Genomic DNA, 14,917 nt, shown 5'->3' on the forward strand with positions numbered 1-14,917 from the left:
ATTTTGGCTAATTAGGACTAAAGTCCTTACTACGAACCTTGATTTGGGAACTTTTATTTTGGCTAATTAGGACTAAAGTCCTTACTACGAACCTTGATTGTGGGCGATGGACTAAAAAATCGTATAACCTATGGCAGAAATAGATCGAAATTGGCAAAATCAACCCTTACCTCAACCCCCAGATTGGCTGATCCAATCTGTCAGAAACCACGCGCCAGAACTCCCAGGAAATTATGCCGCTGCACTTCTATGGTATAGAGGCATTCAAAACCCGGAAGAAATACCAGGTTTCTTAAATCCCAAACTTTACCAACCAGCAAGTTTCTTTGAATTCGGACTAGAAATGAACTGGGCGATCGCCAGAATTCAGCAAGCAAGAAACAGCGCCGAAAAAGTAGCAATTTGGGGAGATTTCGACGCGGACGGCATAACTTCAACTTCGGTACTTTGGGACGGACTGGGAGAGTTTTTTACTCAAAATGACCAACTAACTTATTATATTCCCAATCGCTTAACAGAATCTCACGGTCTCAATATTCCGGGAATAGACGCTTTAGCAAAATCGGAAATTAGCCTAATTATTACTTGCGATACTGGCAGTACAAATATTGCTGAAATCGAATATGCTACAAGTCTAGGTATTGATACAATTGTTACTGACCACCATACATTACCGGACGATCGCCCGCCAGCAACGGCAATCATCAATCCCCGGTACTTTTCGCCTGACCACCAACTATTTAACCTGTCCGGCGTGGCGGTAGCCTACAAATTAATCGAAGGACTATATCACACATTGCCAGATATTCCGCAGCGACCGCTGACTGATTTATTGGAGTTAGTGGCGATCGGCTTAATTGCCGATTTAGTCCAACTTACAGGAGATTGTCGCTACCTAGCACAACTCGGCATCGCACAACTGCAAAAACAAATTGCAAATCCCACCCGTCCGGGAGTTGCAAAATTGCTCGAACTGTGCAAACGAGCGGGCGATCGCCCAACCGACATTTCCTTCGGCCTCGGCCCCCGAATCAACGCCGTCAGTCGCATTCAAGGGGACGCCAGCTTCTGCGTAGAACTCCTCACCAGCCGCGACAAAAAACGCTGCGAAGAACTAGCAAATCTAACCGAAATTGCCAACACCAGGCGCAAATCTTTGCAAAAAGATGTCGCCAAAGATGCAGCCGAAAAACTAGCGAAACTCGACCTATCAACCACCAGCGTCATCGTCCTCAGCGACCCGCAATGGCCCGTAGGAGTATTAGGATTAGTGGCGGGACAAATTGCCCAAGAATACGGCCGCCCGGTAATTTTATTCTGCACGGAAGGAAGCGAAGAAATCAAAGAAAGTATTCCAGAAACTAAATTTATAGATTCTTTTGACTCTGATTCAGAAACACTTTCTAAATCTAAAATCCCAAATTCAAAATCTAAAATTGCCCGCGGTTCTGCCCGTTCTGCAAATCACATCGATCTTTACCAATTAGTCAAAGACCAAGCGCATTTATTGGATAGATTCGGCGGTCATCCCTTCGCGGCCGGCTTGAGTCTCCCAGTTGAAAATATCCCGCTATTTACCGATGCGGTCAATCAGCAACTCCGACAACAATACAGCATAGATAGTTTTACAGCCGCACCTGTTCTAGCGGATTTGAAAATTAATGTCGCGGAATTAGGCAAAGAGTTGTTTCAAGAACTAAAATTGCTTGAGCCCTGCGGTATGGGCAATCCCGTACCAAAATTGCTGATTGAAAATTGCTGGTTTAAGAATATCTACAATAGAAATATTAAAGATTCACAGGGAAAAGAAGTGAAGTATATCAAAACTTCTTTTGAAATTTGGGATGAATCAACTCATGCAGGATTTCCCGGCATTTGGTGGGGACATTACCGAGATGAAGTTCCCGAAGGGCGGTGCGATGCGACTGTCGAACTCGATTTCAATACTTATACGTCGAACTATGAAGTGCGGTTGATAGCAGTGCGGGAACGCACGGATGACAAACAAGTTAGTTCGCAGACTAAAATAGATTGGATATTGGACTGGCGCAATAGAAATAATAATAATCAAGATGATGAAGAGTTATTAGCAGTTAGTACAAACTTGGAATCTGAAATGCCGATCGACAATCTAGCTTATAATTCAACAATGCTCGATCGCGAAAACTCGATTATCCTCAAACAATGCCCCGCAAGCTGGGACGAATTGCGCGTCTGGTTTCGGCAAGCCCAGCACACTCAGAAAAAACTCGCGATCGCCTATACTTTACCTCCATTGGTACCGCCGCAGCAAATCTGCCAACAGCTAATCGGCATCGCCAAATACCTCAGCCGCACCAACAAACCCGTCACCAGACAGCAACTAAGCCAAAAACTCGCCATCAGCGACACGTCGCTGCAACTTGGATTCACAACATTAAAACATCTGGGTTTCAAAGTCAATTATCGCGATCGGGCTTTTCACATCACCAGACAACCCGAAACCAGAGAAATCGGAGTTCACACCTCTAGCCCCTCAACTCAATTCTCAGTGCCAAATTCCCCCAGCGCCTCCCGTTATGCAGCGCAATTCCTAGCAGCAGTCTGGGAAGAACAATTCCGGCGAAAATATTTCTGTGAAGTACCTCTTTCTACCATTGTGTCGATCGCCCGAGAGACCGTTTTCCAAGAAGATTATACAGACACTCTCTTCTAATTGAGACCTTCCACTTTTTTCCGTAATATCAAATCCGATTGCATCCTCCTGTATTCATCTCTATCTTCTCTCTCTGTGTCCTCTGTGTTCTCTGCGGTTAAATCACCTGACGATACAACCGGAAACGATATAACAGGCTTTCGGGCCTCTTCCACCAATCGAATCAGTTTTTTGTCAGGCAAGCAGGGAAAATCTTAAATAGGAAATACTTCCAGACTGTACTCAATTTAAATTATATATCTCAATCATCTCCCCCTCTCCCCCTCTCCCCCTCTCCCATTCTCCCCCTCTCCCCCTCTCCCATTCTCCCATTCTCCCCCTCTCCCATTCTCCCATTCTCCCCCTCTCCCATTCTCCCCCTCTCCCATTCTCCCATTCTCCCCCTCTCCCTCGCAGGGCTGATTCCTGACGCGGATGCCACATCTCAGTTTTAAGAAATATCTTAGTTCTGAATCGATGCCGATAAAATAAGGCATAGGGCAATGGGAGTTATCTGTTGCGAGTCACGCCCAAAACTCATAACTCATAACTTACACCCCAAACCCAAAACTCCCCCACCGCTTTCACTCGATCGCACATCTCCAATATAAAACCCCTATGCTCCTCTGTCCCCGCTGCCAATTTGAAAATCCCAATCTAAACAAGTTTTGTCAACAATGCGGAAATTCCCTAACTTACAAAGCTTGCCACCAATGCGGAACCCAAGTCGCTGTTAGCGCCGAATTATGTCAGAATTGTGGCGTCACAACAGGTCAAGTGTGGCGGGCGATTATCTGCGGTCGATCGAACTTTCCAGCAGTCCAGCTAGAGCAGTCAACCATACCATCAGCCGAGCTTACACAAAAAACCGACAATTTTCCAGAAACCCGATCGGCCCAAAACTCTCCCCAACCGATCGCAGACCACATTAAAACAGAAATCACCGCCGATTCTCCACAACTTGATGCGGCCGAATCCAGCAGCCCAGAAATTAAAGGTGCCCCAATCGTCCTAGGGGCGATCGCCACCGAATCCTTTCAAACAGACCAAAAAAGCTCTAACACAGCACCAGACGGCGAAATAACCCCATCTGAAAACAATTTCACAACCGCACCACAGCCAGAAACCGACAGCCCCGAGGGCGCATCTCCCCCATCCCCAGAAATCCCCCTCCCCTATTCAGAATATTTAATCCCTTCCCAGCCCGCAGGAGCTTATCTAGACAGCCAGCAGCGCTACCAACTCCTAGAAACCCTGCCCGCGAGAAAACCCTCCGACACAGTAGCAGTAACAGTATTAGACTGTCAGCCGCTGCAAATGTCACCCCTCAAAGCAATGCTAGCAGCCAACTCTGCCAGCGTCGCCAAACGCACCTCCCCCTACACCGCAGCAATCAAACCCGGAGAAAATGCGACCAATGGGGCCTTAGCAGAGCTTTGCCAAGGCATAGCTGAACCTTATCTCGCACTGCGGTGGCAATTCTCTCACAACCTGCCAGTCATTCACGATAGCTGGTCAGACAACCAACAAGCCGTGCTGCTGCTAGAAGACTGTTCGCAATGGCCGCTGCTGGTAGAACGGTGGAGTCAACCCGAAACCTCCATCCAGCAAATTGTCTACTGGCTGCACGAAATGACCGAACTCTGGGCAGCCCTGGAACCCTGGCGCTGCCGCCAAAGCTTGTTGGAACTGACAAATTTGCGGGTCAATCCCGACTCTTCCTTTTCCTTTGCCTCTTTGCGGTTGCAATACCTCTACCCCGAACCCGCCGGCTCAAACCTGCAACTAATAGATTTGGGGCAATTGTGGCAGGCGATATTTAATCAGTCCGATCGCACTCAGTTTGGCGCATTGCTCGAACTGCTGCAACAAATGTACAGAGGCGAGATTAACACCATAGAAGAATTGCGATCGCGCCTAGAAACCGTTCCCCTAGAACTCCAACCCGCACCTCCACCAACCTTAACGCCCACCCGTTTCCAAACAGACATCCCCGACAACTCGCCCCCCGAAGTTGTTGGCGAAGTCTTAACCCAGCCCATGCCCGTCCAGATTTACAGTTTAGAAGACGCAGGCCTCACCGATGTCGGCCGCACCCGCGAGCACAATGAAGACTTCTTCAGCATCTGGACTCAACTCAACAAACTCGAAACCTCCTTCGGTCGCATCTTTCAAACCAAAGGGCTTTACATTCTCTGCGACGGGATGGGCGGACATGACAGCGGAGAAGTAGCCAGTCAATTAGCCGCTGAAACCCTCAGAGAATTCTTTCAAACCAGTTGGGAAAATCAACTACCCGAGCCTGATACCATTCGCCAGGGAGTGCTGCTAGCCAACAAAACCATCTTTGAAATCAATCAAAAGGACGGTCGCTCCGGCAGTGGCCGCATGGGTACAACCCTAGTCGCAGTCTTAGTTCAAGACACCAAATTCGCCGTTGCTCACGTCGGCGACAGCCGTCTTTACCGACTCCGAAAGGGACAGACACTCGAAAAAATAACCTCAGATCACGAAGTAGGCCAGCGCGAAATTAAGCGCGGGGTTGACGCGGAAACTGCTTATTCCCGTCCCGACGCCTATCAACTAACTCAAGCCATCGGCCCGCGAGACGGCAATTTTCTCAAGCCTGACGTGCAGTTTTTAGACTTGTGCGAAGATACTTTATTGATTTTGGCCTCCGACGGTTTGACAGATAATGATTTGTTAGAAACTCACTGGCGTGACACTCTCGAACCTCTGTTCAATCCCCAAGCTAATCTCGATGAGGGAGTTGCTGAGTTGATTGAACTGGGCAACAAACGCAACGGTCACGACAATATCACGGCAATTATCATTCGGGCGCAGGTAGGCCCATTTCGATTTTAGAATTTGGATGCAGCCAAATTGTTTAAAGGCGGTGGCGGAGATCGTTAGATTTAAACCTGGAATTGTTGCATGGCAAAGGAAGATTAACGTTGGCATCCGCAATCAAAAACTTGTTCGGCTTGCCGCGATATTCAAGTAATGTCATTAAAACAACCAGTTTTTGATTGTGAATGTTGCAGTCTGTCGATCGATCGGGACTTAAACGCAGCCATTATTTAATTTCTCATTCCCATTATATCATGTCCGATCGATTGACCCCAATAAGCAAGGTTTGATCGTTTGGACTTGAGTCCGCAGCATAAAGCGGACTCAAGTCCAAACGATCAAACCGTTTTTGTGATGGTAATCAACCGGACATGATATTATCGGCGAGTCAAGACACGTTGTTCTGAATTGACCCTGTAGACTAGAAATAGCCGCCTACCTAGAAAGCAGCAGGAAATAAGTTTCTTATGTGTCGTAGATATCAGTATTGTCAACTTTGTATCAATTTTATGTGGCAGATTAATCACATCAATCTAAAATGCTGCTGACTCTTTTAGATCCAGAAAACAATACCCCCCTGCAACAGTGGAGTTTCGAGAAGGAGTCCATTGTCCGCATCGGCCGGTCTCCTGAAAATCACGTTGTGATTCCCAATGCTTTGGTGTCGCGGGATCACGTGGAATTGCAAAGAGTTAAAAGCGGTGCTAACCGCCAGTGGTACTTAGTCAATTCCGGGACAAATGGCACTTTTGTTAACGGTGCTCTGATGTCTCAGGGTTGGATATCCGACGGTGCCCTGATCCAATTGGCGCGGGGCGGCCCAATTCTGCATTTCCAAGTTATCACTATTGAATTCGGCGGCAAAATTGAGCCGATCCCTACCTTTAACGCCGCCACACCGCGGTGTACCCACGCGGGAAATCCGCCTGCTAATTTATTCTGCATCCACTGTGGGGAACCGATTAAAGTCGATCGCACAATCCGCCACTACCAAGTGCTGCGAACTTTGGGCCAAGGCGGTATGGGAACAACAACTTTAGCCTGGGATCGGCAGAAAGCCAGAGATCAACAACCGGGAAGTTCTCCCGCAGCTTCTCTGGTAGTTCTCAAGGAAATGAATGCTGACATGGCTCAAATAGTCAAAGCTCAAGAACTGTTTGAACGTGAAGCTAAAACCCTCAAAGCGCTCCACCATCCAGGGATTCCTCAGTTTTTTGACTTTTTTGTCGAAGGTGGCAAAAAATATTTGGTGATGGAAATGCTCCACGGCGAGGATTTAGAAAAACGCATCTACAACCGAGGGCCTGTTGCTCCCCAACAGGCGATCGAGTGGACGATCCAAACCTGTGAAATTTTGGACTACATTCACTCTCAAAAACCCCCGATCGTCCACCGGGATATTAAACCTGCTAATTTGCTAGTGCGCCACCGCGACAATCGCATTACAGTGCTGGATTTTGGCGCCGTTAAAGAAATCGGCACTCCTCCGGGCACTCGCATCGGCGTTGAAGGTTACACCGCACCAGAACAAGACCGGGGACAGCCTCTTCCTCAGTCAGATTTATATGCTATTGGGCCGACTTTGATTTTTTTGCTGACAGCCCAAAGCCCTCAAAAGTTTTACGGAAAAATTGCTAGAGGTTACGGGTTTAAACTCGATAATATTCCGACAATCGCCCCGAAGTTGCGGGAGGTCATTGTGCGAACCACCGCAGCTAAACCTGGGGATCGCTTTCAAACTGCTCAACAATTAGCTAGAGCTTTAGCAGCTTGCCTTTAACAGAAGTCATTAGTCATTAGTCATTAGTCATTAGTTATTAGTTATTAGTCAGTAGTCCTGTTGTCAGTAGTCAGCAGTCAGCAGTCAGCAGTCAGCAGTCAGAGGGAAGACTTTGGTGTCTGGGAGAAATTAAAAGCCGATCGGCTAAATTCTCTAAATAAATTTTCCGTGGCTAACTTCTTCCCTCTTCCTCTTCCCTCGGGCCTCTTCCTAGTGACACCATTTAAAAAAAATAATGCAACTGCTTTGCCCCTGTGCCCAACCCTTAGTTTATCAGTCATTGCCAATTATTTAATCGAAAATCCCCAATCGAAAATTGTATGACGAATGACGAATGACAGCGGACTTTTTCCTTCTGACTAACGACTAATGACTAATGACTGCTGACTGCTGACTGCTCCTGTGTTATTCCTCGTCCCAAGCTTCTACAGCTATCAACTCGCTCACGGGGTCTTGCATAGAAAAATCAAACTCTAGGAGTTGCTGTTTCCAGTAAGGCCATTCATCCCCATAAAGCAGAGCTATTTTCCAAATACTGTCTGTCGGCTTGATAATGCCAGACGTGACGAGAGAATGCACCTGACGTTGGAACTTAACCATCGGCTGTATAACCTGCTGGCTCATAATACCTCTTGAATTGTTTAAATCTTGTGTAATTACCACTTCCCAGCGCACACTTTTTACCGCAGTTTCGCCAAGAACAGTCTCGCCAAGATACGTGTAGATTTTTGTCGGGAAGCTACATATTCAACTTGTATCTTAACACAGTTCATTTTGACAAGGGGCTATAAGCAGGACTGAAGAGTCAAGACCGACTGCAAAGAATTAATCATCTTTGGAATGTCCCGCTATATGCTGTCGATCGGCAGTAGGAGGTTGACCTCCTCGATTATTTCCACATAATAGCAGATGCAATGGCTGCTGAAGGCTGGTTTTTGACAAGGCTGAGGTTCCGAGAAACTGCAATTACTGCTTGAGCGCTGCTACAGCTTAATTTCCGCTTTCGGGCGAGTAAACTAAACCCCACGCACTTGTTTCAGCTTCAACGCTGGCTTTGCTGTAAGAGGGGAGTCCGATCCGCCATCTACCTAATTATAACTCAATACAGTTTACTTAACACTATTTATGCGCCGGAGATCCCCCTCGCATCCCCCGATCCCTTGGGGGACGAAAGAGAGCATTCTTGCCCCACCCCCTACTCCCCTTTTTTAAGGGGGGCTAGGGGGGATCTCTTAAGTAAACCGTATTGAATTATAACTCTATTGACGGCAAAGGTGGTCAAAAATTGTTGGATACTGTTGATCGGCATCCCCGCGACTGTCGATCGACCATTGTAGACCGCCCGACACAGGCGCGCAAGTAAGTTCCCAACCCATCGTCCTAAATCTCAAATCTCAAATCTAAAATTGTATGACTTGGAAAAGGCGACACATTCTCACTCTGGCTGATTTTACCTCCGACGAATACGACACGGTGCTGCAAACTGCCGCCAGTTTTCGGGAAGTGCTCGGCCGCCGCACCAAGAAAGTGCCCGCCCTACAGGGTCAAGTGGTCGCGAATTTGTTTTTTGAACCTTCAACCCGGACTCGCAACAGTTTTGAGTTGGCGGCGAAGCGGCTGTCGGCGGATACGCTGAATTTTACCCCAGGCAGTTCTTCTCTGACGAAGGGGGAGACTATTCTGGATACGGCTAAGACTTATCTGGCGATGGGAACGGATTTGATGGTGATCCGGCACGAACAGGCTGGAGTTCCCAGTACAATTGCTTCAGAAATGGATCGCTTGGGTTCGAGAGTCAGCGTTCTCAATGCTGGAGACGGCCAGCACGAACACCCGTCGCAAGGTTTGCTAGACTTATTTACTATTTGTTCTTTGTTAGATGCCGAACGTCCGCGACTGGAACTTTTAGCGGGCAAAAAAATTGCTGTGGTGGGGGATATCTTGCATTCCCGGGTAGCGAGGTCTAATATTTGGAGTTTAACGGCTTCGGGGGCTGAGGTTCATTTAGCCGGGCCGCCGACTTTGTTGCCGCTGTTGTTTGCTGAGTGTGGCAATGGTAGGGAAGGTAAGTTATTTTTGCACTGGCAGCTTGAACCTGCTTTGGTCGATGCTGATTTTGTGATGACTTTGCGGCTGCAAAAGGAACGGATGAGCCAGCATTTGCTGCCGAGTTTACGAGAGTATCATGCTTTGTATGGAGTTACGCGCGATCGGCTGAAACTCTGCAAGCCGGATGTGAAGGTGTTGCACCCAGGCCCGGTCAACCGCGGCGTGGAAATTAGCTCGGATTTGATGGACGATCCGCAATTTAGCCTGATTTCTCAGCAAGTTACCAGCGGCGTAGCGGTGCGGATGGCCTTACTGTATTTGATCGGTGGCGGTAAAGTTTAGCTAGACAGGCGGGAATCCCCGCGTCCATACCCGATCGAGGGTTGGCGTGGGATGAAAGCTGTGTAAGCTGACGATTGCACCTGCTCACAAGACGCTCTTGTCGTAGCCTGCGGGAGATGCGCGGGTGTATGATGATGCGAACAAATCCCTTGCACTTGCCAATGTTTTCAGCTACAATATTCTTAGAGCAATCAAAGAAGTAATCTAAGTTTCGTGTTAAAAGCTGTCAAAGTCCGAATCTATCCTACCGTTGCCCAGCAAGTACACCTGGCTCAAGCTTTTGGTTGTGTTCGTTGGGTCTGGAATCAGTCTTTGGCTACGATGACAGCGACCTATCAAGAGACTGGTAAGGGCGTTACAGCTATGACAATGAAGAAGTCCATACCTGTGTGGAAAGCTGAATTTGAGTGGTTGTCTGAGTGTTACTCACAATGCCTTCAACAGTCAGTTTTGAATCTGGGCGTGGCTTTTGGCAACTTTTTTGATGGTCGATCCCTGTACCCAACATTCAAGAAACGCCAAGGAAAACAATCTATTCAATACCCTCAAAACGTTAAAATCTTGAGCGATCGTGAGATTAAGTTCCCTGGTAAATTGGGTGTGGTTAAAGCCATAGTTCATCGGGATATTGAAGGCAAAGTTAAAACTGTGACTTTATCCAAAAATCCTGACGGCAGATATTTTGCTTCGATGCTATTAGATGATGGGACTGAATCGCCAGAATCCAGTAGTGATGGGAATATAATTGGGATAGATCTAGGTCTAACTGATTTTGCGGTGACATCTAACGGCTCTAAATATCAACATCCTAAAGCAACCCAAAAACATGAAAAGAACCTAGCTCGTAAGCAGAAAAAACTAGCTCGTAAAAAGGATAAGACGACTAACAAAAGTCGCAAAGCAAAGCTGGCGGTAGCTAAGGTTCATTCTAAAATCAAAAGAGTCCGCGAGGATTTTCTACACAAACTATCGCGCAGGATAGTAGACGAAAACCAAGTCATAGTAGTAGAAAATCTGGCAGTGAGAAACATGGTAAAAAATCATTGCCTAGCCAAGGCAATATCCGATGCTGGCTGGGGAATGTTCTGCACTATGCTTAAGTACAAAGCCGAAATGGTGGGCAAGATTTATCTAGAAATAGGTCGATTTTTTGCCTCAACTCATCTTTGCTCGAATACCTTGAAGCCATTGCCAAAAATGGATCTGTCTGTGCGTGCATTTGATTGCCCGCACTGTAAACAGCGACATGACAGAGATATCAACGCGGCGATAAATATCAAAAATGAAGGCTTGCGCGTACTGACGTTGGGAACCAGCGTTATTGCTCCTGAAGGCTATGTAAGACCAAAACAGTATGGGCGTAAGTCTACTACTGTGGCGGCTGTGGTTGTTGAAGGGAGAAGCCCACACTCTACCCGATCGAGGGTGAGTGTGTGGTAGTTCACGTTGTCAGTTGTTAACGATATATAGCGGATCTAGCGAAAGATTCGCGGACGTTGTTGCCAAGAGAACCCTATACGTTTAAGGCTTATATAAGCTGTCAGTCATACCTCATCTTTTTGAGAAAGGCTATAACTTTGGATCTTCGATTATTTGTCACCATCAAGGGCCTCATGAAAAATAATCGTTACCAAAACCAGCTTGGTAACGATTCAAACTCTTTCTAGAAATGTAAATTACTCTAGTTAAGAATTAGTCAAGCCACGCAGTAGAAACCCAGCCCCCACCTGCAAGTTTAGCCCAGCCGTGCTTGTAATGACCGGTCAATTTCACATTGTCTCCATTGTGTAACTTGCCGATGATATGAGAACAGCGACTGGCCCGGTGGCGGATATTCAGTCTGCCACCATTGGTGGCAACTTCGGCGTAGCTGTGATGGCTGCGACCGCCGCCGCAGCGCTTGTAGTGGCAACCTGCCTGTGCTTCGCCACTCACACTCAGAATAGACAGGGCTACTGCCAGACCTGCAACGCCTACCACGGCAGATTTAGGAATTTTCAATTCCAGTTGGAGCTCGGACTCTGGAGATTCATAAGCAACAAAAGAGTGGCTCAATGCTAGTGCTTCCATAGTTTCCTCGTGATTGTGATTAACGTTTTTTCGTGCAGACTCATTTTATACTCCCCATGCCTAAAGGCGAAGGGATTCTTGACAAATCCGAATCTGGATTTTTACTCGTGGCTATCAAGTCGCCCCTACCCGCTCAGTTTAGATTTCTCCAAACATTGCGTATAGTTTTTTGACGCTTTCAGACCATCGCTAGCCGATCGCTAGCCAACAGATATGCTACGCTCTACAACCTGCCATTATTTGCCCTTTAACTATTCCGAATCTTCTTGGGTCGGATAGGTCAGTTGCCGGGATTTCTCCGTACTAGGATGTTTCAACACGTAGATGGTTTCTCCTACTTGCTTTGGTGACTTTAACACAACTATTTCGATTAGTGTGTAAAGAAATATTCAAGAGGGTTGAAACCGCAACGGAATTTTCCCGGTGTCGGTAGCCCGGGGCTTGCATCTGGTTCTTTGGTAAGAACAGGCGCAAGAGGTTGTTACCGTCTTGCTTTTGCCGAGTATAGGCCTGCTTTGGCTCAACTCTGCACAGGTACATCATGTCATTTAAGTAGCTTGGTGGAGCAAAAAATAAATAAAGTTTACATTTTCTGCTGAAAATTTGGACGGCGCCGATCGCGATGAGGGTAGAATTCAACTTAACTGTGTCATTCAAAAGGGAACGCAGTCATCGCTTTGAGTTGGAGATAGCTGACAGCGACTTGGGCATGATACTGCTTATTTTGGTGTGGTTACTGATTGAGTTGCTACAGCCAGATCGACTGTTCGATCGCACAAGTCTCGTACTCACCTTCCTGCACCGTGTGAATTTGGTTCGTGTGAGTTATATTGACCCGATCGCACTGTTACAGCCCTTCGGGGCCATCGACATCTTGCTAAAGATTGACCTTTGTGTATCCATGACAAAGATGCAAGATCGATCGCTCGCAACTTGATTTGTGTCAAGATCGATCGAGTTCTCTCGCACCATTTCTTTTGTAATGAACTCTCTTTCTGCACTCTCGACCGGCACAATTCCTCAACGGAATAGTAAAGACAGTTTTGCCATTACCTTAGCTCCTTTGTCTGTGGAGGAAATCTACACTTTGGCAGATGACCCAGCGAACGGAGCAGTGGTAATGATGAGCGGTACAGTCCGCAACCAAACTGACGGTCAAGCTGTAGTTTCCCTAGAATATCAAGCCTACGAACCGATGGCGGTGCGAGTATTCCAGCAAATCGCTACAGAAATCCGCCGCCAGTGGCCTGATGTCAATCGGGTCGCCATTCACCACCGCGTCGGACACTTGCAGGTAGGGGAAATCAGCGTAGTGGTGGCTGTGGGCTGTCCCCACCGGGGCGAAGCCTTTGCAGCTTGCCAGTACGCTATAGATACGCTCAAACACAATGTACCGATTTGGAAAAAGGAACATTGGGCAGACGGTTCTAGCAGTTGGGTTAGTATTGGAGCGTGCGAAGTTACCGGTCATTAGTTAGAAGTCGATCGCAGTTTCCGAGTGCAGGAACCAATCGCGATCGGGCAGCGTCAAAAACTGTGGAATGTTCGATGAGCCAATTCCACACATGAGCGAATTTATTTCCGTGTCCTGGTCTGCGGTTGTGGCGACCGTTCAAAGAGTGCAATTGCCATCCGAAAAACTGTCTAATTATGACTTAGTGTTGCGGTGTCAGGAAGGAAATCGACCTGAGAGCACTGCCTTTGCAGAACTTTTGAAGCGGTATCAGTCCCACGTAGACAGGGTTTTGTATCACCTGGCCCCTGACTGGCAAGACCGAGCAGACTTAGCTCAGGAAGTCTGGATTCGAGTCTATCGCAATATTAACCGCTTGCAAGAGCCTGTTAAATTTCGGGGCTGGCTGAGCCGCATCGCCACTAATTTGTTTTACGATGAGTTGCGGAAGCGCAAGCGGGTGCGAACTCCGCTGTCGCTGGACGTACCCCGCGCTCTGGAAGATGGGGAGATTGATTGGGAACTTCCGGCCGACAGTCCCGGGCCTGATGAAGATTTGACAACCAGAGAATTTTACGAGCAGTTGCGAGTGGCGATCGCAGATTTGCCGGAAGTATTCCGCACGACAATTGTGTTGAGAGAAATTGAAGGTTTAGCCTATGAGGAAATAGCCGAAATGACCGGAGTTTCTCTGGGAACGGTCAAGTCAAGAATTGCTAGAGCTCGCCAAAGGTTGCAGTTGCAATTGCAAAAATATCTCGACGGTCATTAGCAAGAGTGATTTCCGAGGCGGGTCAGTTAATTTTAGATTTTAGATTTTAGATTTTAGATTTTAGATTGAAGAATTAAAGTCTAAAATTAGGGGCGATCCGGGACTAGAGTCAGCGACTTATATCCGTTGTTGGGTCTGGTAAAGAAGATTTGGTGAAGTTTGCTGTGACATCAAAGCTTCTATTTTACAATATAAATAAGCAGTAAATCATTCTAATAGCCAACAGGTGCTGACGCTAATTTTACAAGTGGTGTGAAATATGAATTCTAAATTTGAATCGGATAAAAATCAGAATCATCAAGGTATTGGGGATTCCCTCGCCCAAAGTCAAGGTAACAACAGTTATCCCCAAGGGAATGTAACTACTATGATGCGCGATCGCTTTGAATTGCTAAGTGCCTACATCGATGGCGAAGTGACGGCGGCAGAACGCCGGGAAGTTGAGGGATTGCTGACAAATGACCCCACGACGAAGCGTTTGTACTCGCGACTGATGATGATGCAGCAGGCTTTTGGGTCAATGCCCGTACCTGCTGCGGAACAATCTGCACAGGATTTGGCTGCAAAGATTGTGCAGGGGGAGAAACGCCAGACGAAACGGACTTGGGTTTTGGGTGGAGGTGCGATCGCAGCTTTGTTGATTGCAGCAGTGGCTGGTGTCGCTGGCAGCCGTCAATTGTTTGCTCCCCAGTTTGCTACATCCCCCGTTCCTGCTGAATCTGACGGTTTGATTGTGGCTTTGAACGAGCCTGTACTGGAGATTGTTAATCCCAACGATTTGATGCTTGGGGTGAATGCACCGGTGATGGATATTCCGAAAGCTGTAGCAAGCCCTCACAAGTCATTGCCCAAAGCGCAGTAAAATTCTTGTTTTGAGCAATAACGGAAGTTGTTAAGCTCCCTAAAAAGGGGGCTTTTTGCATTTAT

At 47.3% G+C, this 14,917-nt stretch carries 11 protein-coding genes and 1 pseudogene; 10 read left to right on the top strand and 2 right to left on the bottom strand.

Annotated elements, in window-relative coordinates:
• Positions 1-130 precede the first annotated feature (130 nt).
• The 4 genes and pseudogenes from JGK39_RS17525 (at position 131) to JGK39_RS17540 (ending at position 7,304) form a co-directional block, all read left to right on the top strand.
• Positions 131-2,695, top strand: coding sequence for a DHH family phosphoesterase (locus JGK39_RS17525; RefSeq protein ID WP_293296953.1), 2,565 nt, complete (start codon positions 131-133; stop codon positions 2,693-2,695).
• A gap of 597 nt (positions 2,696-3,292) precedes the next feature.
• Positions 3,293-5,539 carry a serine/threonine phosphatase gene (locus JGK39_RS17530; protein WP_293296954.1) on the top strand — a complete coding sequence of 749 codons (2,247 nt, stop codon included), beginning with the start codon at positions 3,293-3,295 and terminating at the stop codon, positions 5,537-5,539.
• Positions 5,540-5,653: 114 nt separating this feature from the next.
• Positions 5,654-5,758 (top strand): annotated as a pseudogene (locus tag JGK39_RS17535) (hypothetical protein); the annotation flags it as partial.
• Positions 5,759-6,062: 304 nt separating this feature from the next.
• A complete protein-coding gene (locus JGK39_RS17540) occupies positions 6,063-7,304 on the top strand; it encodes a protein kinase (protein ID WP_293257580.1) in 1,242 nt (413 codons plus the stop codon).
• A 405-nt stretch (positions 7,305-7,709) separates the two neighbouring features.
• On the opposite strand, the gene JGK39_RS17545 is transcribed toward JGK39_RS17540, so the two are convergent.
• Positions 7,710-7,928, bottom strand: coding sequence for a DUF4327 family protein (locus tag JGK39_RS17545; RefSeq protein WP_293257578.1), 219 nt, complete (start codon positions 7,926-7,928; stop codon positions 7,710-7,712).
• Positions 7,929-8,714: 786 nt separating this feature from the next.
• On the opposite strand from JGK39_RS17545, the gene JGK39_RS17550 reads away from it, so the two are divergent.
• Together JGK39_RS17550 and JGK39_RS17555 are read left to right on the top strand one after the other, a co-directional pair.
• Positions 8,715-9,695 (top strand): aspartate carbamoyltransferase catalytic subunit, encoded by a 981-nt coding sequence (locus tag JGK39_RS17550; RefSeq protein WP_293181976.1) that lies wholly within the window; start codon positions 8,715-8,717, stop codon positions 9,693-9,695.
• Between the two features lie 213 nt (positions 9,696-9,908).
• Entirely contained in the window at positions 9,909-11,135 is a 1,227-nt protein-coding gene (locus JGK39_RS17555; protein WP_293181974.1) for an RNA-guided endonuclease TnpB family protein, read from the top strand.
• Positions 11,136-11,387: 252 nt separating this feature from the next.
• Here the strand turns inward: JGK39_RS17555 and JGK39_RS17560 are convergent, their stop codons facing one another.
• On the bottom strand, positions 11,388-11,750 hold the full coding sequence (locus tag JGK39_RS17560; RefSeq protein WP_293181972.1) for an SH3 domain-containing protein: 363 nt from the start codon (positions 11,748-11,750) through the stop codon (positions 11,388-11,390).
• Positions 11,751-12,474: 724 nt separating this feature from the next.
• Here JGK39_RS17560 and JGK39_RS17565 point away from each other — a divergent pair.
• From JGK39_RS17565 to JGK39_RS17580, 4 genes are all read left to right on the top strand, one after another.
• Positions 12,475-12,702, top strand: a complete 228-nt coding sequence (locus JGK39_RS17565; protein WP_293296955.1) for a hypothetical protein — start codon at positions 12,475-12,477, stop codon at positions 12,700-12,702.
• A gap of 45 nt (positions 12,703-12,747) precedes the next feature.
• Positions 12,748-13,239, top strand: coding sequence for a molybdenum cofactor biosynthesis protein MoaE (locus JGK39_RS17570; protein WP_293257584.1), 492 nt, complete (start codon positions 12,748-12,750; stop codon positions 13,237-13,239).
• 91 nt (positions 13,240-13,330) lie between these two features.
• A complete protein-coding gene (locus JGK39_RS17575) occupies positions 13,331-13,990 on the top strand; it encodes a sigma-70 family RNA polymerase sigma factor (RefSeq protein WP_293257582.1) in 660 nt (219 codons plus the stop codon).
• A 259-nt stretch (positions 13,991-14,249) separates the two neighbouring features.
• On the top strand, positions 14,250-14,852 hold the full coding sequence (locus tag JGK39_RS17580; protein WP_293257574.1) for a zf-HC2 domain-containing protein: 603 nt from the start codon (positions 14,250-14,252) through the stop codon (positions 14,850-14,852).
• The last annotated feature ends 65 nt before the right edge of the window (positions 14,853-14,917 follow it).

It is taken from the genome of Microcoleus sp. PH2017_12_PCY_D_A (assembly GCF_020738565.1).
Classification (GTDB): Bacteria; Cyanobacteriota; Cyanobacteriia; order Cyanobacteriales; family Microcoleaceae; genus Microcoleus.